The organism is Clostridium sp. YIM B02506, assembly GCF_022324845.1.
GTDB lineage: Bacteria > Bacillota > Clostridia > Clostridiales > Clostridiaceae > Clostridium_T > Clostridium_T intestinale.
This window is the reverse complement of the sequence record NZ_JAKGTG010000020.1, coordinates 1-22,523: the sequence shown is the minus strand read 5'-3', so window position 1 is coordinate 22,523 and position 22,523 is coordinate 1. Positions and strand designations below refer to the sequence as shown.

27 protein-coding genes are annotated in these 22,523 nt (G+C 30.8%); 24 read left to right on the top strand and 3 right to left on the bottom strand.

All coding sequences use genetic code 11. The features are described from left to right. The first annotated feature begins 1 nt into the window (after position 1). From secY to cwlD, 18 genes are all read left to right on the top strand, one after another. Positions 2-1,282, top strand: coding sequence for a preprotein translocase subunit SecY (secY, locus tag L1S49_RS14835; protein ID WP_073021331.1), 1,281 nt, complete (start codon positions 2-4; stop codon positions 1,280-1,282). A gap of 23 nt (positions 1,283-1,305) precedes the next feature. Next, the gene (locus tag L1S49_RS14830; RefSeq protein WP_073021333.1) at positions 1,306-1,953 is read left to right on the top strand and encodes an adenylate kinase; all 648 of its coding nucleotides are present in this window, start codon (positions 1,306-1,308) and stop codon (positions 1,951-1,953) included. Positions 1,954-1,955: 2 nt separating this feature from the next. Continuing rightward, complete coding sequence (gene map, locus L1S49_RS14825) at positions 1,956-2,705, top strand: type I methionyl aminopeptidase (RefSeq protein WP_073021336.1); 750 nt, start codon at positions 1,956-1,958, stop codon at positions 2,703-2,705. An 85-nt stretch (positions 2,706-2,790) separates the two neighbouring features. Beyond that, the gene (locus L1S49_RS14820) at positions 2,791-3,072 is read left to right on the top strand and encodes a hypothetical protein (protein ID WP_181601617.1); all 282 of its coding nucleotides are present in this window, start codon (positions 2,791-2,793) and stop codon (positions 3,070-3,072) included. 7 nt (positions 3,073-3,079) lie between these two features. Further along, complete coding sequence (gene infA / locus L1S49_RS14815) at positions 3,080-3,298, top strand: translation initiation factor IF-1 (RefSeq protein ID WP_021800178.1); 219 nt, start codon at positions 3,080-3,082, stop codon at positions 3,296-3,298. A 71-nt stretch (positions 3,299-3,369) separates the two neighbouring features. Next, positions 3,370-3,483 carry a 50S ribosomal protein L36 gene (rpmJ, locus tag L1S49_RS14810; protein WP_003448032.1) on the top strand — a complete coding sequence of 38 codons (114 nt, stop codon included), beginning with the start codon at positions 3,370-3,372 and terminating at the stop codon, positions 3,481-3,483. A 209-nt stretch (positions 3,484-3,692) separates the two neighbouring features. Then, positions 3,693-4,061, top strand: coding sequence for a 30S ribosomal protein S13 (rpsM, locus tag L1S49_RS14805; RefSeq protein ID WP_021800179.1), 369 nt, complete (start codon positions 3,693-3,695; stop codon positions 4,059-4,061). 15 nt (positions 4,062-4,076) lie between these two features. After that, entirely contained in the window at positions 4,077-4,472 is a 396-nt protein-coding gene (gene rpsK, locus L1S49_RS14800; protein WP_021800180.1) for a 30S ribosomal protein S11, read from the top strand. Positions 4,473-4,498: 26 nt separating this feature from the next. Beyond that, the gene (gene rpsD / locus L1S49_RS14795; RefSeq protein WP_073021340.1) at positions 4,499-5,119 is read left to right on the top strand and encodes a 30S ribosomal protein S4; all 621 of its coding nucleotides are present in this window, start codon (positions 4,499-4,501) and stop codon (positions 5,117-5,119) included. Between the two features lie 100 nt (positions 5,120-5,219). Next, positions 5,220-6,167 carry a DNA-directed RNA polymerase subunit alpha gene (locus L1S49_RS14790; RefSeq protein ID WP_021800182.1) on the top strand — a complete coding sequence of 316 codons (948 nt, stop codon included), beginning with the start codon at positions 5,220-5,222 and terminating at the stop codon, positions 6,165-6,167. A gap of 12 nt (positions 6,168-6,179) precedes the next feature. Further along, entirely contained in the window at positions 6,180-6,521 is a 342-nt protein-coding gene (gene rplQ, locus L1S49_RS14785; protein ID WP_021800183.1) for a 50S ribosomal protein L17, read from the top strand. Positions 6,522-6,640: 119 nt separating this feature from the next. Continuing rightward, the gene (locus L1S49_RS14780) at positions 6,641-7,486 is read left to right on the top strand and encodes an energy-coupling factor transporter ATPase (RefSeq protein ID WP_238905883.1); all 846 of its coding nucleotides are present in this window, start codon (positions 6,641-6,643) and stop codon (positions 7,484-7,486) included. After that, positions 7,471-8,325 (top strand): energy-coupling factor transporter ATPase, encoded by an 855-nt coding sequence (locus L1S49_RS14775; protein ID WP_238905880.1) that lies wholly within the window; start codon positions 7,471-7,473, stop codon positions 8,323-8,325. Before L1S49_RS14780 ends, L1S49_RS14775 begins: the two co-directional genes overlap by 16 nt. Before the next feature lie 15 nt (positions 8,326-8,340). Next, positions 8,341-9,150, top strand: a complete 810-nt coding sequence (locus L1S49_RS14770) for an energy-coupling factor transporter transmembrane component T (RefSeq protein WP_073021349.1) — start codon at positions 8,341-8,343, stop codon at positions 9,148-9,150. 11 nt (positions 9,151-9,161) lie between these two features. Continuing rightward, entirely contained in the window at positions 9,162-9,896 is a 735-nt protein-coding gene (gene truA / locus L1S49_RS14765) for a tRNA pseudouridine(38-40) synthase TruA (RefSeq protein ID WP_238905878.1), read from the top strand. Positions 9,897-10,057: 161 nt separating this feature from the next. Beyond that, on the top strand, positions 10,058-10,492 hold the full coding sequence (rplM, locus tag L1S49_RS14760) for a 50S ribosomal protein L13 (protein ID WP_021800188.1): 435 nt from the start codon (positions 10,058-10,060) through the stop codon (positions 10,490-10,492). A gap of 25 nt (positions 10,493-10,517) precedes the next feature. Next, positions 10,518-10,910, top strand: coding sequence for a 30S ribosomal protein S9 (gene rpsI, locus L1S49_RS14755; RefSeq protein WP_073021355.1), 393 nt, complete (start codon positions 10,518-10,520; stop codon positions 10,908-10,910). Positions 10,911-11,091: 181 nt separating this feature from the next. Beyond that, positions 11,092-11,760: an N-acetylmuramoyl-L-alanine amidase CwlD gene (cwlD, locus tag L1S49_RS14750; protein ID WP_238905860.1), complete on the top strand. Its 669-nt coding sequence runs from the start codon at positions 11,092-11,094 to the stop codon at positions 11,758-11,760. Between the two features lie 51 nt (positions 11,761-11,811). Here cwlD and L1S49_RS14745 read toward each other — a convergent pair whose 3' ends face one another. Then, on the bottom strand, positions 11,812-12,609 hold the full coding sequence (locus L1S49_RS14745) for a hypothetical protein (RefSeq protein WP_238905858.1): 798 nt from the start codon (positions 12,607-12,609) through the stop codon (positions 11,812-11,814). A 105-nt stretch (positions 12,610-12,714) separates the two neighbouring features. Here L1S49_RS14745 and L1S49_RS14740 point away from each other — a divergent pair, with 105 nt between their 5' ends. Both L1S49_RS14740 and L1S49_RS14735 read left to right on the top strand, forming a co-directional pair. Next, a complete protein-coding gene (locus tag L1S49_RS14740; protein ID WP_238905856.1) occupies positions 12,715-13,557 on the top strand; it encodes a fumarate hydratase in 843 nt (280 codons plus the stop codon). 13 nt (positions 13,558-13,570) lie between these two features. Then, positions 13,571-14,128, top strand: a complete 558-nt coding sequence (locus tag L1S49_RS14735) for a Fe-S-containing hydro-lyase (RefSeq protein ID WP_238905854.1) — start codon at positions 13,571-13,573, stop codon at positions 14,126-14,128. Positions 14,129-14,176: 48 nt separating this feature from the next. Here the strand turns inward: L1S49_RS14735 and L1S49_RS14730 are convergent, their stop codons facing one another. Beyond that, positions 14,177-15,034: a YitT family protein gene (locus tag L1S49_RS14730; RefSeq protein WP_073021367.1), complete on the bottom strand. Its 858-nt coding sequence runs from the start codon at positions 15,032-15,034 to the stop codon at positions 14,177-14,179. 229 nt (positions 15,035-15,263) lie between these two features. Here L1S49_RS14730 and L1S49_RS14725 point away from each other — a divergent pair, with 229 nt between their 5' ends. From L1S49_RS14725 to L1S49_RS14710, 4 genes are all read left to right on the top strand, one after another. Continuing rightward, positions 15,264-15,971, top strand: coding sequence for a response regulator transcription factor (locus L1S49_RS14725; RefSeq protein WP_021800195.1), 708 nt, complete (start codon positions 15,264-15,266; stop codon positions 15,969-15,971). Beyond that, on the top strand, positions 15,949-17,805 hold the full coding sequence (locus tag L1S49_RS14720; RefSeq protein ID WP_238905852.1) for a HAMP domain-containing sensor histidine kinase: 1,857 nt from the start codon (positions 15,949-15,951) through the stop codon (positions 17,803-17,805). Before L1S49_RS14725 ends, L1S49_RS14720 begins: the two co-directional genes overlap by 23 nt. A gap of 265 nt (positions 17,806-18,070) precedes the next feature. Then, the gene (locus L1S49_RS14715) at positions 18,071-20,296 is read left to right on the top strand and encodes a ribonucleoside-diphosphate reductase subunit alpha (protein ID WP_238905850.1); all 2,226 of its coding nucleotides are present in this window, start codon (positions 18,071-18,073) and stop codon (positions 20,294-20,296) included. 9 nt (positions 20,297-20,305) lie between these two features. After that, a complete protein-coding gene (locus tag L1S49_RS14710; protein WP_021800198.1) occupies positions 20,306-21,346 on the top strand; it encodes a ribonucleotide-diphosphate reductase subunit beta in 1,041 nt (346 codons plus the stop codon). A 19-nt stretch (positions 21,347-21,365) separates the two neighbouring features. Here L1S49_RS14710 and L1S49_RS14705 read toward each other — a convergent pair. Next, positions 21,366-22,523, bottom strand: a 1,158-nt coding sequence (locus L1S49_RS14705) for a DHHA1 domain-containing protein (protein ID WP_238905848.1), incomplete at its 5' end; no start/stop codon positions are given.

Sequence of the window (22,523 nt, the reverse complement as noted above, 5' to 3'; positions counted from 1 at the left end):
TATGCTATCAACCCTACGTAATGCCTGGAAGGTTCCAGATTTAAGAAAAAAGTTATTATGGACAGTTTTATTTGTTGCAATTTACAGGATGGGAAGTCATATTCCTGTTCCTGGAATTGATACTGAGTATCTTAAAACTCTTACTGAATCTGGAAATAATTTATGGAGCTTCTATGATTTAATGTCTGGTGGTGCTTTAAGTAGATTTAGCATACTAGCATTAGGAGTTGTTCCATATATTAACTCATCAATAATAATGCAATTACTTACTATAGCTATTCCACCTTTAGAGCAATTATCTAAAGAAGGAGAAGAAGGACGTAAGAAGATTCAAAATATAACAAGATATGCATCGATTTTATTTGGTGTAATTACAGCCTACGGTACTTATGTATTAATGTATAATCAAGGTGGTATACGTGAATCAGGTTTTGCATTCATATATCTTATTATACTAACTTTAACTGTAGGATCAGCTTTCTGTATGTGGTTAGGTGATCAAATAACTGTAAAAGGAATAGGAAATGGTATATCATTGATAATATTTATTAACATAGTATCAAGAATACCAAATACTATAGCATCAATAGCAGCATTAAAGAATATGGATCAGGTAGATATAATTCAAATAGCTTTATTTGCAGTTTTTGTTGTTTTACTTTTAGCAGTAGTAATATATTTATCACTAGCAGAAAGAAGAGTAACTGTTCAGTATGCTAGTAAAGCTGTTGGTAATAGAGTAGCTAAAGGTCAATCAACCCATATTCCATTAAGTTTAATTGGTTCAGCGGTTATTGCAATAATATTTGCTATGTCAGTTATGCAATTTCCTAAGACTATTGCACAACTTTTCCCAGATAAAGACTGGGCAAAATGGATAACGGGAAGTACATACAGTGTATTTAATGAAAAAACTTGGATGTATCCAGTAATTTATGCTGTATTGACAATATTCTTTACTTGGTTTTATACTCAAATAACATTTAAGCCAGATGAAATGGCTGAAAATATGAATAAATCAGCAGGTTTTATACCTGGAATTAGACCAGGTAAACCAACTGAAAAGTATTTAGAAAATATTTTAACAAAAGTTTCAATCTTTGGTGGCATATTTGCTGCAATATTAGCGATCACTCCAATAATAATAGAAAATAACACTCAATTTAAGGGTATTTCATTTGGAGGAACTTCACTATTGATCTTAGTTGGTGTTGCATTAGATGTAATGCGAACTCTTGAGTCTCAATTAGTTGTGCGCCACTATCAAGGATTCCTTAAATAAAGTACAAAATGGAGATGGTGTCGGTGAAAGTTGTTTTATTTGGTCCGCCAGGGGCAGGAAAAGGAACACAAGCAAAATCAATTTGTAATAGATACTCCATACCTCATATATCAACTGGGGATATTTTTAGAAAGAACATTTCTGAAAATACACCATTGGGAATTGAGGCAAAGAAATATATTGACAATGGTCAATTAGTTCCGGATGAAGTAACTATTAATATGGTTAAAGATAGATTACAAGCAGAAGATTGTAGAATGGGTTATCTACTAGATGGATTTCCAAGAACAGTACATCAAGCTAATGCACTGGAGGAATTTTTAGATGATAGAAAAGAATCTTTGGATACTGCTCTATTAATTCAAGTTCCTAGCGAGTTCATACTAGAAAGAATGACTGGAAGAAGAGTATGCCCTTCATGTGGAGCAAGTTATCATGTTAAATTTAATCCAACAAAGATTGAATCAAAATGTGATGTTTGTGGATCCGACATCATTCAAAGAAAAGATGATTCGGAAGAAACAGTTAAAGAAAGATTAGCTGTATATGAAAGACAGACTCAACCACTTATAGAGTACTATAAGGAGAAAGATTTACTTTCAGTTGTTGATGGCACAAAAGCAATCAATGAGGTCTTTGAAAGTATCTGTAAGATATTAGGAAGTGAGTAAATGTGATTATATTAAAAAATGATAAAGAAATCGACCTAATGAGAAAAGCAGGTAGAACCTTGGCAGAGGCCCTACTTTTAGTAGAATCAAAAGTCAAACCTGGTATTACTACTGCAGAGTTAGATAGAATAGCAGAAGAATTTATAACTAAGCAGGGAGGAAAGCCCTCCTTTAAAGGATTATATGGTTTTCCAAGTGCACTTTGTATCTCTATAAATGAACAGGTTGTCCATGGATTTCCGAGTTCGTATAAATTACAAGATGGAGATATTGTAAGTATTGATTGTGGGGTCTTTCTAGATGGATTCCATAGTGATGCTGCAAGAACTTTTCCTGTAGGAGAGATATCAGAAATATCTAAAAAGCTTATAGATGTTACTGAAAAAAGTTTTTTTAAAGGTATAGAAAAAGCTGTTGAAGGTAATAGATTAACAGATATATCTTATGAAATCCAAAGTTATGTTGAACAAAATGGATTTTCAGTTGTAAGAGATTATGTGGGTCATGGAATAGGGAAAGCTGTTCATGAAGATCCGGAAGTACCTAATTTTGGTAGACCAGGTAGAGGTCCGAGATTATCATCAGGTATGGTACTCGCTATAGAACCGATGGTTAATATTGGAACATGGAGAGTGAAAACATTAGATGATGATTGGACTGTTGTAACAGCGGATGGCATGAAGTCAGCTCATTATGAAAACACTGTTGCTATATTACAAAATGGTCCTGAGATTTTAACACTAATTAAGTAATTAAGTGTTGCTTAGTTATAAATTCACAATTACCATAGAGGGATTTGTAGATTTATTACTAGGGTAATCATTGAGGTGAAATAAGTTGAATAAAAGCAACTTAATTGGAAAGTTAGTATTTTCAAAAGCTGGTAGAGATAAAAACAATCCCTATTTAATAGTGAACGTAATAGCTGAAGACTATGTTTACTTAGCAAATGGAAGTACAAAAAAGATAGAAATGCCTAAAAAGAAGAAAATAAAGCACTTGAATTTTACGGAAATCATAGATGAAGAACTAAAGAACTCTATTTTAAATAATGAGGATAATCTAGATTTAAAAATTAAGAATTTTATAAAATTTGAAGGCATTGATAAGGAGGTTTGATTACCTTATGTCAAAAGATGATGTAATAGAAATGCAAGGAACAGTTTTAGAGTCACTACCTAATGCTATGTTCCAAGTTGAACTAGAAAGTGGTCATAAAATATTAGCTCATATTTCAGGTAAACTAAGAATGAATTTCATAAGAATTCTGCCAGGAGATAAGGTTACTGTTGAATTATCTCAATATGACCTTACTAGAGGAAGAATTACTTGGAGAGCAAAATAGTAATATCGAATACTAATTAATATCTTGCGAATATTTTTTCAAGATTATAAGTAATACAAGGAGGGTTAGCGATGAAAGTAAGACCATCAGTTAAGCCTATTTGCGAAAAGTGCAAAATCATTAGAAGAAAAGGTAGAGTAATGGTTATTTGCGAAAACCCAAAGCACAAGCAAAAACAAGGCTAAAATAAATAAAATCCATAAAAATTTGTTAGAATGGAATACAAATTTTATTGACTTTTTTTCCATTCTAAAATATCATTAGATAGGCATTTAATTAAGCATAAATAAATTTTAGGGCGGCTGACAGTGGTGTTTCCATTGACCTGAGATTTTATTTATATATATTTACCACATTGAAAAGGGAATTTAATTACCAGGAGGTGTAAGTTTTAATGGCTAGAATAGCTGGTATAGATCTACCAAAAGAAAAAAGAGTTGAGATAGGTCTAACTTATATATACGGAATCGGTTTATCAACCGTACACAAAATATTAGCAGAAACTGGAGTAAATCCAGACACAAGAGTTAGAGATTTAAACGAAGACGAAGTTAACGCTATAAGAAATTTCATCAACAAGAATTTAGTTGTTGAAGGTGATTTAAGAAGAGAAATAGCACTTAACATAAAAAGATTAGTAGAAATTGGTTGCTATAGAGGAATGAGACATAGAAGAGGTCTTCCAGTAAGAGGACAAAGAACAAAAACAAATGCAAGAACTAGAAAAGGTCCAAAGAAAACTATTGCTAATAAGAAAAAATAGTAAGGAGGGAAGACAATGGTAGCAGCAAAAGTTAAGAAAACTAGAAGAAGAAAAGAAAGAAAAAATGTTGAACATGGAGCAGCTCACATTAAGTCAACTTTCAATAACTCTATCGTAACTTTAACTGATGCAGTTGGTAATGCATTATCATGGTCATCAGCGGGTGCGTTAGGATTTAGAGGGTCAAGAAAGAGTACTCCTTTTGCGGCTCAAATGGCAGCTGAAACAGCGGCTAAAACAGCTATGGAACACGGATTAAAAAGTGTTGAAGTATATGTAAAAGGTCCAGGATCAGGTAGAGAAGCTGCTATAAGAAGTTTACAAGCAGCAGGATTAGAAGTAACTTTAATTAAAGATGTTACTCCAATTCCACATAACGGATGTAGACCACCAAAAAGAAGAAGAGTGTAGTAGAAACATCATAGGAGGTGTAATTAATGGCAAGATATACTGGAGCATCATGTAGATTGTGCAGAAGAGAAGGCGCTAAGCTATTTCTTAAAGGAGATAGATGCTATACAGATAAATGTGCTTTCGTGAGAAGAAGCTACGCACCAGGACAACATGGAGCTAGTAAAAAGAAGCTTTCTAACTACGGAATGCAGTTAAGAGAAAAGCAAAAAGCTAAAAGAATTTATGGAGTACTTGAAAAACAATTTTCTAAGTACTATGAAAAAGCAGATAAGATGAGAGGCATAACAGGTGAAAACCTACTTATGTTACTAGAAATGAGACTAGATAACGCAGTATTCAGATTAGGATACGGTGCATCTAGAACTGAGGCTAGACAATTAGTTAATCACGGACATTTCTTAGTTAACGGTAAAAAAGTTGATATTGCTTCATATAAAGTAAGTGTTAACGACGTTATCTCTGTATCTGAAAAAAGCAGAGGAACTGAAAAGTTCAAAGTATTTGCTGAAAATCCAAAAACATTACCAAAATGGATAATGTCAACACCTGAAAACTTTGAAGGTAAAATAATTGCTATGCCAGCAAGAGAAGACATTGATACTGCAATCAATGAAACTCTTATCGTTGAGTTATACAGCAAGTAATAATATGCTATTTGCGAGGGGGTTATACTCTCCTTTGCAAATATTGAATCAGTTGCCCTCATAATAAGGTTGCCACATTATAAAAAGGAGGGTTTTGCGCATGTTAGAAATAGAAAAACCAATAATTGAATGTATAGAACAAAGTGAAGATGGTACTTATGGGAAATTCGTAGTTGAACCATTAGAAAGAGGTTATGGAATTACTCTGGGAAATGCGTTAAGAAGAATACTTCTTTCATCATTACCTGGTGTAGCTACTACTTCTGTTAAAATTGATGGAGTACTACATGAGTTTTCTACTGTTACTGGTGTTAAGGAGGATGTTACTGAACTTATCCTTAATATAAAAGGGTTAGCTCTTAGAATGAATGGAGAAGGACCAAAGGTTATTTACATTGATTCTAAAGGACCTGGAGTAGTAACAGGTGCAGATATTAAAACAGATGGAGACGTTGAAGTAGTTAATAAAGATATGCATATAGCTACTTTAGACGAAAATGGAAGATTATATATGGAGCTTACTGTTAACAGAGGTAGAGGATATGTGACTCAAAATAAAAATAAGTCAGATTCATTACCATTAAGCGCTATAGCAGTAGATTCAATCTATACTCCTGTAAAAAGAGTAAACTTCACAGTTGAAAATACAAGAGTAGGTCAAATTACTGACTATGATAAGTTAGCATTAGAAATATGGACTAATGGAACAATCAAGATAGATGAAGCTATAAGTCTTTCAGCCAAAATTTTAATTGAACACTTCAAACTTTTCATGTCACTTACAGATAATACAAATGACATGGAGATAATGATTGAAAAAGAAGAAGATAAAAAAGAAAAAGTCCTTGAGATGACTATTGAAGAGCTTGATCTTTCAGTTAGATCATATAACTGTTTAAAGAGAGCAGGTATAAATACTGTTCAAGAGCTTGCATTGAGATCAATGGATGATATGATGAAAGTAAGAAACTTAGGTAAAAAATCTCTCGAAGAAGTTGAGAGAAAACTTAAGGAATTAGGCTTAGGTTTAAGACTAAGTGACGAGTAAGGAGGTAGAATCATGGCAGGATATCGTAAGTTAGGTCGTCCAACAGACCAAAGAAGAGCTATGCTAAGAAACCTTGTTACAAGCTTCTTAAAGCATGGTAAAATAGAAACTACAGATACAAGAGCAAAAGAAGCAAGAAGTCTTGCTGAAAAGATGATTACTTTAGCTAAAAGAGGAGATCTTCACGCTAGAAGACAAGTATTATCTTTTGTTACTGAAGAAGCTGTAGTTAAAAGATTATTTGAAGAAATTGCTCCTAAATATACTGAGAGAAATGGTGGATACACTAGAATGTTCAAAGTTGGTCCTAGAAGAGGAGACGGAGCAGAAGTAGTTATACTTGAGTTAGTATAATATAGAGGGGATTAAGTATATACTTAGTCCCCATTTTATCATACTTAGATATAATTATTATAAAGTATATATTCAATTATAGATTTTATAATAATTATATAACTAAGGGGGCGAATAGCATGGAAGACAAAATCATTAAATGTGAAGATATTAGTTTTAAATATTTTTCGCACGAAAATGGAGAAGAACATTACGCATTAAATGGTGTGAACCTAGAAGTTAAAAGAGGAGAATTTTTAGTAGTACTTGGTCATAATGGATCAGGAAAATCTACTATTGCAAAACATATAAATGCTTTATTATTACCCACTGAGGGGGCAATATATGTTAAAGGTTTGAATACTAAAGATAAAGATAATTTATGGGAAGTTAGAAAAACGGCAGGAATGGTTTTTCAAAATCCAGATAATCAATTAGTTGCAACTATAGTTGAGGAAGATGTAGCATTTGGTCCTGAAAATTTAGGGGTCGAGTCTAAGGAAATAAGAGCTAGGGTAGATGAAGCGCTTAAAAAAGTTGGAATGTATGAATATAGAAGGCATGCACCTCACCTATTGTCAGGGGGGCAAAAACAAAGAATCGCTATAGCTGGGATATTAGCTATGCAACCAGAGTGCATAATATTTGATGAGCCTACTGCTATGTTAGACCCATCAGGTAGAAAAGAAGTTATGAATACCATAAGAGAAATAAATAAAAACTTAGGAATTACCATAGTGCTTATAACACATTATATGGATGAGGCTGCTCAAGGAGATAGAGTTATAGTTATGGAACAAGGTAAAATTGTTCTAGAAGGAAATCCAAGAGAAGTGTTTTCAAAAGTTAAGACAATGAAGGAAATAGGACTGGATGTTCCTCAGGTTACGGAATTAGCTTATGAACTTCAAAAAGAAGGTATAAATATTAGTACCGAAATATTAAATGTAGATGAGATGGTGAATGCATTATGTCAATTAAAGTAAACAAATTAACTCATATATATATGCCTAAGACACCTTTTGAGAAAAAGGCACTAAATAATGTATCTGTTGATATAGAACAAGGTGAATTTGTGGCATTAATTGGTCATACAGGCTCAGGTAAGTCAACATTAATCCAACATCTAAATGGATTATTGGAAGCCAGTTCTGGAGAAATAATAGTAGATGGAACTAATATCACTGCGAAGGGCTCTAAGCTAAGTGAAATAAGAAAAAAAGTAGGGTTAGTGTTCCAATATCCTGAATATCAATTATTTGAAGAAAATATAGAAAAAGATATTGCATTTGGGCCTAGGAACTTAGCATTAGGTGAAGAAGAAATACATAAAAGAGTAATCAAGGCCATGAATATGGTTGGACTCGATTATGAGATTTATAAAGATAAATCTCCATTTGAGTTAAGTGGTGGACAAAAACGTAGAGTTGCTATAGCAGGTGTAGTTGCAATGGAACCTAAGGTTTTGATATTAGATGAACCTACCGCAGGATTAGATCCTAAGGGACGAGATGAGATATTAGTACAGATTCAAAAGTTACACAAAGAATATGGAATGACTATAGTATTAGTATCTCATAGTATGGAGGACGTAGCCAAAGTTGCTAATAGAGTTATAGTAATGAATTCGGGTGAAATTATATTAGATGGAGAGCCTAAAGAAGTATTTAAGGAAAGTGAAGTACTAGAGAGTGTTGGATTAGCAGTTCCTCAGGTAACTTACTTAATAAAAGCATTGATAGAAAAAGGTTTTAAAGTAGATAAAGATATATTTACAATTGACCAAGCTAAGGAAGATCTTATTAAGATTTTAAGGAAGAACTAGGGGAGGGATTTTAAAATGATAAAAGATATAACTATTGGGCAATACGTTCCTGGAGATTCCTTCATACATAAATTGGATCCTAGGACAAAAATAATATCTGCAATATTATTTATTGTGTCGTTATTTATAATAAATGAATTTATTGGTTATATTTTTGTAGTGGCATTTATAGCATCTGCAATAATTAGTTCTAAAGTATCTCCTAGGTTCTACTTTAAGGGAATTAAACCTGTCATGACTTTAATAATAATAACCGCTATACTGAATATTTTTATGATAAAAGGAACAAGCGATACACTTTTATTTAGTTGGAAGTTTATAAAAGTATATGAAGAGGGAATTAATATAGCTATATTTATGACATTAAGACTATTATTCTTAATAATAGGAACATCTATATTAACCTTAACTACATCACCTATAGAGCTTACAGATGCTTTAGAAAGGCTGCTAAAACCTTTAGGGGTAATAGGGATTAGTTCACATGAAGTAGCTATGATGATGACTATTGCTTTAAGATTTATACCAACCTTAATAGATGAAACTGATAAGATTATGAAAGCACAAAAAGCAAGAGGCGCTGATTTTGATGGTGGAAATATATTTCAGAAAGCTAAGAGTCTTATACCATTATTAGTTCCTTTATTTATAAGTTCATTTAAGAGAGCTGATGAGTTAGCGATGGCAATGGAAGCTAGATGCTATAGAGGTGGAGATGGTAGAACTAGGATGAAACAACTCAAATATACATCTATAGATACATTAGCTTACTTCATAGTAGCTATGTTAATTGTTATAAGTATTGGTGTAAGAGTTTTATTATAAGGTGAAACTGAATGAGAAATATTAAGCTTAAGGTTGAATACGATGGTACTCATTTTTGTGGGTGGCAGAAGCAAACAAATGGAAGAACAGTAGAAGCGGTATTACAGCTTGCTGTAGAAACTATAGTTAAGGAAGATATAAAGCTAATAGGATGTAGTAGAACGGATTCTGGGGTGCATGCAAAAGAATATGTGGTAGCATTTAAAACCAATAGTAAAATACCAGCTGAAAAATTTAAAAATGCTATTAATACAAAGCTTCCTAAGGATATAGTAGTACTTTGTTCAGAAGAGGTTTCAGAAGAATTTCATCCGAGATATCATACTAAAGGTAAAACTTATTGCTATACTATATTAAATTCTGAATTACCTAGAGCTATAGGTAAAGATTATGTATATCACTTTAAGTGGAAGCTAGATGTGGATAAGATGTCTGACGCATCTAAATATTTTATAGGTACTCATGATTTTAATGCATTTAGATCTCTAGGTGGTTCTGTAAAGACAACGGTAAGAACAATATGGGATATTAAAGTAAAAAAAGATGAAGAAGTTATAAAAATTTATGTATCAGGTGATGGTTTTCTCTATAATATGGTAAGAATAATAGTAGGTACTTTAATACAAGTGGGAAGAAGTAAAATAGAACCATCAGAAATAGAGGATATAATTAATAAAAAGGATAGAAAAAATGCTGGGAAGTGTGCTCCAGCTGCAGGTTTATGTTTAGAAAAAGTTTTTTATTAAAAAGTTAAAATAAAAGTGTTAAATTTATTGACACGCCCGTAAGCGTGTATTATAATGTTACTTGTTGTTATGATAGTTTGTGTATAAGATTCATAGTATTGGAATCTAAACATAAAGTTAGGACATAAATGTTTAAAATAGTAGTTCAGGGAGGGAAAATGATGAAATCATACATCGCTAAACCACAAGAAGTTGAAAGAAAATGGTATGTAGTTGATGCTGCTGGTAAACCACTTGGTAGAGTTGCTAGCCAAATAGCTTCAATATTAAGAGGAAAAAATAAACCAACATTTACACCAAATGTTGATTGTGGAGATTTCGTAATAGTTATAAATGCTGAGAAAGTTGTTTTAACTGGTAAGAAATTAGACCAAAAATTCTTAAGAAAACATAGTTTATATCCAGGTGGATTAAAAGAAACTCCATATAGAGAAGTTTTAGAAAAAAAACCTGAGTTTGCTTTTGAAGAAGCTGTAAGAAGAATGCTTCCAAAGGGAGTATTAGGAAGACAAATGTTAAAGAAACTTAAGGTTTATAGAGGAGAAGAACATAATCACGCTGCTCAACAACCAGAAGTACTAGAATTAAAGTACTAATACAGACTCGGGAGGAGGAAGAAAAATGGCAAAAGTTCAATACATGGGAACTGGAAGAAGAAAGAAATCAGTTGCAAGAGTAAGACTTGTACCAGGTGAAGGTAAAGTTATAGTAAATAAGAGAGAAATAGAAAACTACTTCGGATTAGAAACTCTAAGAGTTGTAGTTAACCAACCATTAGTTTTAACATCAACTAAAGAAAAATTTGATGTATTAGTTAATGTTCATGGTGGTGGTTTAACAGGTCAAGCAGGAGCAATCAGACATGGAATAACTAGAGCTTTATTAAAAGCTGATGAAGCTTTAAAGCCAGAGTTAAAGAAAGCTGGATTCCTAACTAGAGACCCAAGAATGAAGGAAAGAAAGAAATATGGTTTAAAGAAGGCAAGAAGAGCTCCTCAATTCTCAAAGAGATAGTATCTGCCTTTTTACAAGAGAGGTTTTACCTCTCTTTTTTTTATTTGGGCAAAAAACTTAATTGGAAAATACTTTTATACAAAAATATAATTGAAGATTTTATATAATATATAAAAATAGTATATATTATATAAAAATGAGAAAGCTACATAGTAGATTATTAAAGATGGAGGATTATAAAATGTTTAAAAGATATGTTGCATCTTTTTTGCTAGTAGCAAGTTTAATATTAAATCCCTCAATAGCTAAAGCAGAGGAGATTAAGGAAAGAAGAATACTTATAGATCCTGGTCATGGAGGTATAGATGGTGGAGGCCATGCAAAAGATGGTACTTTAGAAAAAGAGATTAATTTAGCTATAAGCCTTAAATTAAAAAAGGCTCTAGAGGATGAAGGATTTAAAGTGTTTAGTACTAGGGAAGAAGATAAAGGATTATATGATGAGAACTTAAAAGTAAAACAAAAAAAAATTCAAGATTTAAAAAATAGATGTGAAATGAAAAAAGAAACTAATTGTGATATTTTTATAAGCATACATCAAAATATGTATGTACAGAGTGCAATAAATGGAGCACAAGTTTGGTACGCTTCAAATGAAAAGAGTAAAAGATTAGCAGAATTACTACAAGCTTCACTAAAAGAAATACTAGAACAAAATAATAATAGAGTAGCTAAAGATTCTAAAGATGATTATAGAATCTTAAGAGATGGATTTGAGGGAGCAAGTGTAATAGTTGAATGTGGTTTTTTATCAAATCCGACAGAATCAGAGTTATTAAAAGATGAAAAATATCAAGATAAAATAGTTAGTGCACTAGTTAAGGGAATAAAATCATATTACAAAGAATAAATAATAATTTCCTGGGAAATTTAAAAGACCTATGTAGAACTAGGTCTTTTTTTAGCTTTCAATATTAGCATTAGCAGTAATTATTTTTATCTTATCAGAACATTTTATCCATATAGTATTACCTCTTAATAGAGAGAGATTAATTTCTTTAGAATTATTTATCATTTTTATATTATTTCCTTCAATATTAAGACGTTGTAGTTTTCCACCAGAAAAAAGTAATCCTTGATTAATACTGTCATTAGATGAGGAAGTAAATTCTATAAGTATGTTGGTAAAAGCTAACGGTGCGTTAGAAGTTTTATGAACGTCTTTTACATTCTTCGAAAAATGATAATATTGACCTTTTTGAAAAATAAAACTTGTACTTATAGAATCACTAAAGGGTATAAAAATTGTATCAATATTTTCATTGAATTCATGTGAATCTAAATCAGGAGGATCAATAAAATCAATATAAGGTAAAGTATCTAAAGATATAGTAGAAATATTTTCAATAGATTCTTGAATAGGTATATGTTTATTGTAGAATATACCGTCATAACTTAAAGTATTAGATACAGCGTTATATGTTTCTATAACAATATCTGCTTTATTAATTCCATATAGCTCTGTTATATTTGAACTATTATAGCAAACTTTTAATAAATTATACGATGTATTAACATCTTGAATAACTTCACCTGTTATAGGAGAAACATTTATAGAATTAGGTGGTTGAGTAGTTTGATCTTTTACATCCCTTTTTAATAGATTTATATATGAATTATAGCTTACAAAAATTATGAGGAAACCTATTAATATATAAACAATAAAGGCAAAAAGTTTATCACTATCATTTTTTTTCATACTTAATCCTTTCGAAATATCTTTCTTTAAATTATAATTAACATTATTAAGTAATATTCCATAATATAAATTAAATTTAGATAGAATTTATTTGGGGAGGAAAATATGAAAGAAATAAATACAAATGAGATAATTAATGGAGTAAAAAAAATATGTATAGAATCTAATTATTATTTAAGTAAAGACATATCAAAAAAACTAAAAAAAAGCAGGGAAGAAGAAACGTTTCCAATAGCTAAACAAATGTTGGATAAAATTATAATTAACTCGGATATAGCAAGTAAAGAAAACATGCCAATGTGTCAGGATACAGGAATGGCAGTAATATTTGTTGAATTAGGTCAAGACATTCATATAGTTGGTGGGGGTTTGAAGGAGGCAATCAATGAAGGAGTCCGACAAGGCTATAGTGAAGGATATTTAAGAAAATCTGTAGTGAAAGATCCATTAACAAGAATAAATACTGGGGATAATACTCCAGCTGTTATACATATAGATGTAGTAGAGGGAGAAGAATTAAAGATAACAATAGCACCTAAGGGGTTTGGATCAGAAAATATGAGTAGAATAAAAATGTTAAAACCATCAGATGGTGTTGAAGGAGTAAAGGAATTTGTGTTAGAAACAGTTAAAATTGCAGGTCCCAATCCATGTCCTCCTATAATTGTAGGTGTAGGAATAGGAGGGACTTTTGAAAAAGCAGCAGAATTGTCTAAAAAAGCTCTTTTAAGAAGCATTGAAGAGAGAAATAAGGATACCTATTATAGTGATTTAGAGGATGAATTAATTAGTAAAATAAATAAGCTAGGAATAGGTCCTCAAGGATTTGGGGGTAAAACAACTGCTTTGGGAGTGAATATAGAGACTTATCCTACTCATATAGCAGGACTTCCAGTGGCAGTTAATATAAGTTGTCATGCTACTAGGCACGCAGAGATAATTCTATAGGAGGATAACTGAGATGAATAAGAAAATAGAAACACCATTAACAATAGATAAAGTTAAAGAATTAAATGCAGGAGATATTGTGTTACTATCAGGAGAAATATTTACTGCAAGAGATGCCGCACATAAAAGATTAGTTGAACTTGTTGATAAAAATGAAAAGCTTCCTTTAGAACTACAAGATGCAATAATATATTACGTTGGTCCAACTCCTCCTAAACCTGGAGAAGTGATTGGATCAGCAGGGCCTACTACCAGTTATAGAATGGATTCTTATACACCGAAGCTTTTAGATCTAGGACTAAAGGGAATGATTGGCAAAGGATTAAGAGGAAAAGAAGTAATAGATTCAATGATTAAAAATAGATGTATATATTTTGGAGCTATTGGTGGTGCAGCTGCATTAATGGCTAAGTGTATCAAGAAGTCAGAGTTGATAGCCTATGAAGATTTAGGTGCAGAAGCTATTAGAAAACTTTGGGTAGAGGATATGCCTTTAGTAGTAGTGATAGATTCGCATGGAAATAATTTATACCAAATAGGACAAAAAGAATATTTAGAAACCATTAAGTAAAATATAAAATGAGGATGTTACTATAATTATAGTGACATCCTCATTAAACTATATATTATTAAATCCTTTTCCCCTAACTTCAGAGACATCTATTATAGTTATAAATGCTTTAGGGTCCATAAGCATTATACTATTCTTAAGGTAGATTAATTGTGAAAGTGTAACTATACAGTAAATCATTTTTTTCTTACTATGAGTATATTCACCTTCAGCTGGAAGGGAAGTTACACCTCTATGAACATCCTTAATAATAAATTTAATTATATCCTCTTCCTTTTCAGTTAAAATCATTAAAAGCTTTTTAGAACCAAAGCCTTTAAGGACCTTGTCTAATATTAAACTTTGTATGTAAATTGATATAACAGTATATAATGCTCTTGGGAGGCCAAAGAATATAGCTCCAATAACAACTATTATCATATTTAGAGAAAAACCAAGTTTACCTATATCAAAATTATTAAAGTTTTTTCTAACAAGCATAGTAATTATATCCATACCGCCTGTTGATCCATTTCTAGCAAATACAATACTATATCCAAGTCCACATAACACACCGCCATATATACAATAAACTAAAATATCATCAACATTAACGTATATAGGGAGTTTTTCAGTTAACAATAAAGCGATAGATAATGAAAGCATTCCTATTGCTGAGTAAAATGTAAATTGACGACTTAATTTAATATAGCTAACGATAAAAAGTGGAAAGTTAATTAGAAATACTGAGTAACCAGCTTTAAAGCCTGTTAGGTATTGAAGGATTAAAGCTAGACCTGTAGCTCCCCCACTTAGAAGCTTAGCTTGGGCTAAAAACATATTAATGCCTATGGATGCTATAATGCAGCCTATAAAAATAAGTATGATGTCTAAGAAAAGAGTTTTTCTATCATTTAAAAAGTCCATAAGATTCTCCTGTAAGTGAAATATTCAGATTTATTATAGTAATAAAACATAAAATAAACAAATAAGATTTATGATGAAAAATACCGTTATATCCAAATAATTTGATATAATTAAATTATGCGCAGATTATCTATAAAACTTTACTTGCATATTTTAAGAAATTTTTAATAAAAACTTGCAAAATATTTATGAAATTTTTATTAATATATAAGATAGGGGGATGAGAGTAATGGAAAAATATAAAATATTAGTAGTTGATGACGAAAAAGAAATTAGAGATGCAGTTGAGATATATTTAAGAGGAGAGAATCATATCATATTAAAAGCAGAAGATGGGATAGAAGCATTAGAAGTATTTAATGTAGAAAAACCTCATTTAGTTATCCTTGACATAATGATGCCTAAGTTAGATGGAATGAGAACATGTTTAAAAATAAGAGAGAAAAGTAATGTACCTATAATAATGCTGTCTGCTAAAGGCGAAGATTCTGATAAGGTACTTGGTCTTAACTTGGGAGCAGATGATTATGTAACTAAACCATTTAATCATTTAGAGCTAGTAGCTAGAGTTAAGTCTCAATTAAGAAGATATGATAACCCGATTATAGCTAAACAAAGAGAAAAAGAAATAGAAGGTGAGATTTTAGTTATAAGGGATCTTGTTATTAATAAAGAGACAAAAAGTATTACGGTAAGAGGTAAAGAAATAAAAGTTACTGCTACGGAGTATAAAATTCTGTTATTATTAGCTTCTAACCCAGGTAGAATTTTTTCTATACAGGAGATATACGAAAGAGTTTGGGATGAGCCTTTTTATAATAGTGAAAATACAGTTACCGTGCACGTGAGAAGAATAAGAGAAAAGATTGAGATAAATCCAAAAGAGCCTGAGTATCTAAAGGTGGTGTGGGGTATTGGGTACAAAATTCAAAAATAGATATATAAGGTGGAAAGATAACGTCTATATAATAGATTTTGTTATATGTATATGTATAGTAATATTAACTTTTAATGCTTTGGGAATATTTGTAGAACAGGCATCTAAAGGTATTTTTGCTATGGATGCAATTATTAGTCCAGATAACTATAGAAAGAATAGACTGAAAAAAGAAAGTAAGGTTTTAATTCATAATATTCAAACTCAATCAAATATTATGAATATGGGAGAAAAATTTATAAAAGATAATAGAAATCTTAGTAATAGCAATATTATAGGAGATGGATTTTTTATAGGATACTTATACATAATAAAAGATAAAAAAGATGAGAATGGAAAGTACTATTATATAACAAATAGGAGTTGGTTAGCTGAGCAAATTGATGGAGGAGCAGATATCAATACACTTTTTGAAAATTTGCATCAGTCTCAAGGCGTAATATGGTATAGCGTAGATAATAAAAAGAACTTCAATGAAGTTAATAGCATGGATCAAAATATGTTAACTCCTGAGGTTAAAAAAAACATAGAGAATATAACTGAATATTATTTTATTAAAGCAGATTACTATGAAAACTTCATAATAAAAAGCCGGATGTTATTTATAACCTATATTTTAAACCTGTCTTTAGTAATATTAATAATCATAAAGTATGAAGAGTTGATAAAACGCAAGGGGAATAGGTTTATAATTGAAGGGATTTATAAAAGTAAATTTGGAGAAACTATGTATTATTTGAAGGAAACTCCAAAAAGATTGTTAAGAAATATAAACAAAGGAATAGTTAAATTCACAATTTCTCTTATTATATTTAATATAGCAATTGGGGTATTAGATGCAACTAAGTTTTTCACTTTTATAGATAGTGTTATAAACTTATTTACTAATAGATATATAGACAGCTTAATTATGACTAATAAACTTGTGGATATTATTAATTTCTCATCAATTCTTTTCTACATAGGGTATTTTATATTCTGCATTCTTAGAAATTATATATTTGTGTATGAATTGCTTGATATAGTTAGAGAGTTTAAAAATGGGAACATGAATATAAAATTAACATATACAGATAAAAGAGAGATGAATGAAATAGTAGAGGGAATTAAATATATTCAGGAAGAGTATAAAATAATTGCCGAAGAAAGAATAAAGAATGAACAATTAAAAACAGAACTTATATCTAATGTTTCTCATGATTTAAAAACCCCGCTTACTTCGATAATAAATTACGTAAATATACTAGATAGAGATGACATAACATATGAGGAAAGAAAACAATATTTAAAGATACTTGGAACTAAGTCTCAAAGATTACAGGGATTGATAGAAGATTTATTTGAAATGTCTAAATTTAATTCAGGAAAGATTAATTTAGATAAATATGAAGTAGATATAGTTCAATTAGTTCATATGGTAATAGGTGAACAGGAAGATAAGCTTAAAGAAAAAGGATTAACTACTAGAGTAATATCTTATAGCGAAAGCGTTTTTATACAGATTGATCCGGATAAAATGGTCAGAGTTTTTGATAACCTAATTGTAAATGCAATAAAATATTCTTTAGCAAACACAAGAATTTATATAGATATTTTTGATGATGGTAATTGGGTAACAATAAGTACTAAAAATATCTCCTCTTATGAGATGAACTTTAAGCCAGAAGATATGATGGAGAGGTTTGTAAGAGGAGATAGATCCAGAAACTCTAATGTTGAAGGTTCTGGATTAGGGCTAGCCATAGCTAGGAGTATAGTGGAGATGCATGATGGTGACTTAAAATTAGAAGTTGAAGGAGATATGTTTAAAACTTATGTTATGTTAAAAAAATAAACTTAAAGCAGGGATTAGATATTTCCCTGCTTTTTTTGTCGATAAATTATATTATCTAAGTTTTTGTTTTAAAAGATAAAAAATATCAATTACAAGGAAATAATAAGAAAATAAGAGATAACTATAGAATTTTAAATACAAACTAGGATTATTGAAATTTACAAATCTACAAATTACCATTATAATTAACAAGTCGATATATTGTGCATAAATAAAAAGTATGCAATGAATGACCACAATATATAGTGAAGAGGGGAAGAGCATTATGGATTTGAAAGCTTTATGTGAAATGGCATTAGAAGCAATAGGAAGTGAAAAAGAAGTATATAATGAGGAGAAATTAAAAAACTCTTTAAATAGAATAATAACTCCAGATATGAAGGAGACTGAATTAACAAAAAGTGTAATGCAGATACTGCTTGAATTAACTTCAGGGGAAGAGCCACAGTGGCAAGTGGGTGCTGCTAGATTATATATACATTTATTATATAATAAAGTAAAGGAAAACAGAGGATTAGAAGAAGAAAACCCTTATGAAGATTTATATGGTTTTATCGAAACATTAACGGATAAAGGTCTTTATGGAAAATACATATTAGATAACTATACAAAGGATGAAGTACAAGAATTAGAAAAAGAGATAAAACCTGAGAGAGATTTTCTATTTACTTATAGTGGAATAAACCTTTTAGATAAAAGATATCTAATTCAAGACTTCAATAGAAAAACTCTAGAGTTACCACAACAGATGTTTATGGGAATAGCAATGCATTTAGCTATACCAGAAAAAAAGGAAAATAGATTATATTGGGCTAAAAGAATATACGATGTTTTAAGTTCATTAAAAGCTACTATGGCAACACCTACAATGTCTAATGCTAGAAAGCCTTTCTATCAATTAAGCTCATGTTTTATAGACACAGTAGATGATTCATTGAATGGAATTTATAAGTCAATAGATAACTTTGCTAAAGTTTCAAAGTTTGGCGGTGGAATGGGTATATATATAGGGAAGATAAGAGCATTAGGATCACCTATAAGAGGCTTTAAAGGAGCTTCAGGAGGAGTTATTCCATGGGTAAAGCTGTTTAACGATACAGCTGTGGCTGTTGACCAACTAGGTGTAAGAAATGGTAGTGTAGCTATTTGGTTAGATGCGTGGCATAAAGATATGCCAGAATTTCTTCAAATAAGAACAAACAATGGAGATGATCGAAAAAAAGCTCATGACGTATTCCCTGGAATTTGTTATCCAGATTTATTTTGGAAACTTGCAGAAACTAATATAGATGCAAATTGGTATATGATGTGTCCTCATGAAATTAGAAGTATTAAGGGATACTCTCTTGAAGATTTCTATGGTGAAGAGTGGGAAAAGAGGTATTATGAGTGTGTAGAAGATGAAAGAATAGAAAAAAGAGCGATGATTGTTAAAGATATAGTAAGACTCATAATAAAGTCAGCAGCAGAGACAGGAACACCGTTTGCTTTTTATAGAGATACTGTAAATAAAATGAACCCTAATAAACATAAGGGAATGATTTATTCATCTAATTTATGTACGGAAATAATGCAAAATATGAGCCCAATGGAAATATATAAAGAAGAAATAGTAGATGAGAATGGTGATAAAATAGTAATAGAGAAAACAAAATCAGGAGATTTTGTTGTATGTAATCTATCATCTCTAGTATTAGGTAATATAGAAGTACTAAATGAAGAGGAACTTGAGTATGTAGTAGAAACTCAGATAAGAGCTATGGATAATGTTATAGATTTAAACTATTATTCCGTGCCTTTTGCAGAAGTAACTAATAAAAGATATAGAGCTATAGGACTTGGAACATCTGGTTACCACCACATGTTAGCTAACAATAAAATAGGATGGACATCAGATGAACATGAAACTTTTGCAGATAAAGTTTATGAAAATATCAATTATTTCTCTATAAAAGCAAGTATGAATATAGCTAAAGAAAAAGGATACTACGAGTATTTTAAAGGTTCAGATTGGGATAATGGAAATTATTTTGAACTGAGAGAGTATAACTCACCAAGATGGGAAGAGCTAAAAGAGGAAGTAAAACTCCAAGGTATGAGAAATGGGTATTTAATTGCAGTAGCACCAAACGGATCTACAGCTACTATAGCTGGAACCTCAGAGGGTGTTGATCCAGTTATGGCTAGATTCTGGTTAGAAGAGAAAAAAGGAAGTATAACACCTAAGACAGCGCCTAACCTTTCTATGGATAACTATTGGTACTATATATCTGCTTATAACATAGATCAGGCTTGGAGTGTAAAAATGAATGGTGTAAGACAAAGACATATAGATCAAGGACAATCGTTTAATTTATATATAACTACAAACTACACTATGAGACAAATAATGAATTTATATATAGATGCATGTAAGTATGGAGTAAAAAGTATCTACTATGTAAGATCAAAATCATTAACAGTTGAAGATTGTGAAAGTTGTTCAGCTTAGGAGGGTAAAATGAGTAATTTAATTAATAAAAAGCCATTATTTAATGAAAATGGTGATATAGACACATCTAAAAAACAAATGATAAATGGAAATACTACAAATTTAAATGATTTTAATAATATGAAATATAATTGGGCCTCAGACTGGTATAGGCAGGCTATGAATAACTTCTGGATACCAGAAGAGATAAATTTATCTCAAGATTTAAAGGACTATAAAGCTCTTACTGAGAAAGAAAGAGTGGCTTATGATAAGATATTATCTTTCTTAATATTCTTAGATTCAATACAAACAGCTAATTTAGGTAATATAAACAACTTTATAACAGCTTCAGAAGTAAATTTATGCTTAACTATTCAAGCATTCCAAGAAGCTGTCCATTCTCAAAGTTATTCATATATGTTAGATTCCATATGCTCTCCAGAGAAAAGGAATGAAATATTATACCAATGGAAAGATGATAAGATTCTTTTAGAAAGAAATAAATTCATAGGAGATTTATATAACGATTTTGTAGAATCTCCTACTGAAAGAAACTTTATAAGAGCAATAATGGCTAACTATATATTAGAGGGTGTCTACTTCTATTCAGGATTTATGTTCTTCTATAATCTAGAGAGAAATGGTAAGATGCCAGGTTCGGCTCAAGAGATAAGATATATAAATAGAGATGAAAATACACATTTATGGCTATTTAGAAGCATAATAAAAGAGCTTCAACAAGAGCAACCTCAAATGTTCACTCCTGAAATAGTGGAAGAGCTTAGAGGAATGATTAAAACAGGTGTTGAAAATGAAATAGCTTGGGGGCACTATGTTATAGGAGATAATATAGCAGGTATAAACAAGCAAATGATAGAAGACTATATAAAGTATCTAGGAAACTTAAGAGCATGGTCATTAGGCTTTGAACCGCTATATGAGGGATATGAAGATAATCCAGCTCAATGGGTTGATTTTTATGCAGATGCTAATCAAGTTAAAACAGATTTCTTTGAAGCGAAATCAACAGCTTATGCAAAAGCTGGAGCATTAATAGATGATTTATAAAAAATAAGTAGGAGAAATCCTACTTATTTTCATTAAGAGTATTTTTAATTTTCATGAAAGCATAATCTAAGGTAGAATCGAGATTGTTTGTATTCTTACCCCCACCTTGAGCGGAAAAAGTACTTCCCCCACCTTTTCCATCGATAAGGCTGATAGCATCTTTAAGAAGCAAATTCATACTTATAAAGTTAATATTTTTAGAGCAAGAGAATATAAGATTAGCCTTCTCTTGATCTTTCACAGCAAAAAGAGTAATTACATCATTAAAAGCAGTTAATTTGGTAGCTAAGGTGTTAATATATTTCAAACTTTCGCTGGAATAAGTTTTCTTAACCACAGTGATACCAGATATTTTTTCACTTTCTTCTAAAATATCTTTAATTTCGTAATTAGATATCTTATCTTTAAGAAGTCTATTTTCTGCTAGTATTTTGTTTAACTCGTCTCTTTGTTTTTGAATTTGATCTATGGCTTCGGCTTCACTACATTTTAGCAAAGAGCATATTTCAGTAGAAAATATGTATTTTTGAAGACTTTCTTTTATTGCTCTCTCTCCACATAAAAAGTGCATTCTAGTGGGATTCTTATATTTTTCCCATTTGAGGATTTTAATCAATTGTACTTCTATAGTGGATTTAGGATGTAATCCACAGCAAGGATTAAAATCAATGTCTCCAATTTTAACTACACGTATCTGTTCGTTTATCTTAGGTGAAATTTTCTTTATAGGCATTTTTTTAAGCTCTGATTTAGTAGGATAGAGAAATTCTACAGTTATATTATCTAATATCAGGCTATTAGATAAATTTTCAGCTTCATCAATTTGATCTTTAGTAAAAAACTTATCAATATCAATAGTGCAGATAGATTCTCCTAAATGAAAACCAATAGTAGAAGCATTAAAAAGCTTAGAAAAAGAAGCAGAAAGAATATGTTGTCCTAGATGCTGCTGCATAATATCAAATCGTCTTTTCCAATCTATAGAGCACTTAACTCTGTGGATTTTAATAGGTTTAACTGAACTCACATGATAAACATCGCCGTTTTCCTCATATACATAATTTATGGGTGAGACCTCTATAGTACCAGTATCAGAAGGTGCGCCCAATGTCGTCAACTTAGGGAAATATAAAAAATAATAAAAAAAACACTTGACAATAGATAAGAAAAATGAAGT

Excerpts from the sequence above, each read along its gene's own strand:
- L1S49_RS14780 (WP_238905883.1), top strand. The coding sequence starts at position 6,641 with ATGGAAGACAAAATCATTAAATGTGAAGATATTAGTTTTAAATATTTT.
- rpsK (WP_021800180.1), top strand. The coding sequence starts at position 4,077 with ATGGTAGCAGCAAAAGTTAAGAAAACTAGAAGAAGAAAAGAAAGAAAA.
- rplQ (WP_021800183.1), top strand. The coding sequence starts at position 6,180 with ATGGCAGGATATCGTAAGTTAGGTCGTCCAACAGACCAAAGAAGAGCT.
- truA (WP_238905878.1), top strand. The coding sequence starts at position 9,162 with ATGAGAAATATTAAGCTTAAGGTTGAATACGATGGTACTCATTTTTGT.
- L1S49_RS14715 (WP_238905850.1), top strand. The coding sequence starts at position 18,071 with ATGGATTTGAAAGCTTTATGTGAAATGGCATTAGAAGCAATAGGAAGT.
- L1S49_RS14740 (WP_238905856.1), top strand. The coding sequence starts at position 12,715 with ATGAAAGAAATAAATACAAATGAGATAATTAATGGAGTAAAAAAAATA.
- L1S49_RS14790 (WP_021800182.1), top strand. The coding sequence starts at position 5,220 with ATGTTAGAAATAGAAAAACCAATAATTGAATGTATAGAACAAAGTGAA.
- cwlD (WP_238905860.1), top strand. The coding sequence starts at position 11,092 with ATGTTTAAAAGATATGTTGCATCTTTTTTGCTAGTAGCAAGTTTAATA.
- rpmJ (WP_003448032.1), top strand. The coding sequence starts at position 3,370 with ATGAAAGTAAGACCATCAGTTAAGCCTATTTGCGAAAAGTGCAAAATC.
- L1S49_RS14770 (WP_073021349.1), top strand. The coding sequence starts at position 8,341 with ATGATAAAAGATATAACTATTGGGCAATACGTTCCTGGAGATTCCTTC.
- L1S49_RS14735 (WP_238905854.1), top strand. The coding sequence starts at position 13,571 with ATGAATAAGAAAATAGAAACACCATTAACAATAGATAAAGTTAAAGAA.
- infA (WP_021800178.1), top strand. The coding sequence starts at position 3,080 with ATGTCAAAAGATGATGTAATAGAAATGCAAGGAACAGTTTTAGAGTCA.
- rplM (WP_021800188.1), top strand. The coding sequence starts at position 10,058 with ATGAAATCATACATCGCTAAACCACAAGAAGTTGAAAGAAAATGGTAT.
- L1S49_RS14775 (WP_238905880.1), top strand. The coding sequence starts at position 7,471 with ATGTCAATTAAAGTAAACAAATTAACTCATATATATATGCCTAAGACA.
- L1S49_RS14725 (WP_021800195.1), top strand. The coding sequence starts at position 15,264 with ATGGAAAAATATAAAATATTAGTAGTTGATGACGAAAAAGAAATTAGA.
- rpsM (WP_021800179.1), top strand. The coding sequence starts at position 3,693 with ATGGCTAGAATAGCTGGTATAGATCTACCAAAAGAAAAAAGAGTTGAG.
- rpsI (WP_073021355.1), top strand. The coding sequence starts at position 10,518 with ATGGCAAAAGTTCAATACATGGGAACTGGAAGAAGAAAGAAATCAGTT.
- L1S49_RS14730 (WP_073021367.1), bottom strand. The coding sequence starts at position 15,034 with ATGGACTTTTTAAATGATAGAAAAACTCTTTTCTTAGACATCATACTT.
- L1S49_RS14745 (WP_238905858.1), bottom strand. The coding sequence starts at position 12,609 with ATGAAAAAAAATGATAGTGATAAACTTTTTGCCTTTATTGTTTATATA.
- L1S49_RS14710 (WP_021800198.1), top strand. The coding sequence starts at position 20,306 with ATGAGTAATTTAATTAATAAAAAGCCATTATTTAATGAAAATGGTGAT.
- rpsD (WP_073021340.1), top strand. The coding sequence starts at position 4,499 with ATGGCAAGATATACTGGAGCATCATGTAGATTGTGCAGAAGAGAAGGC.
- secY (WP_073021331.1), top strand. The coding sequence starts at position 2 with ATGCTATCAACCCTACGTAATGCCTGGAAGGTTCCAGATTTAAGAAAA.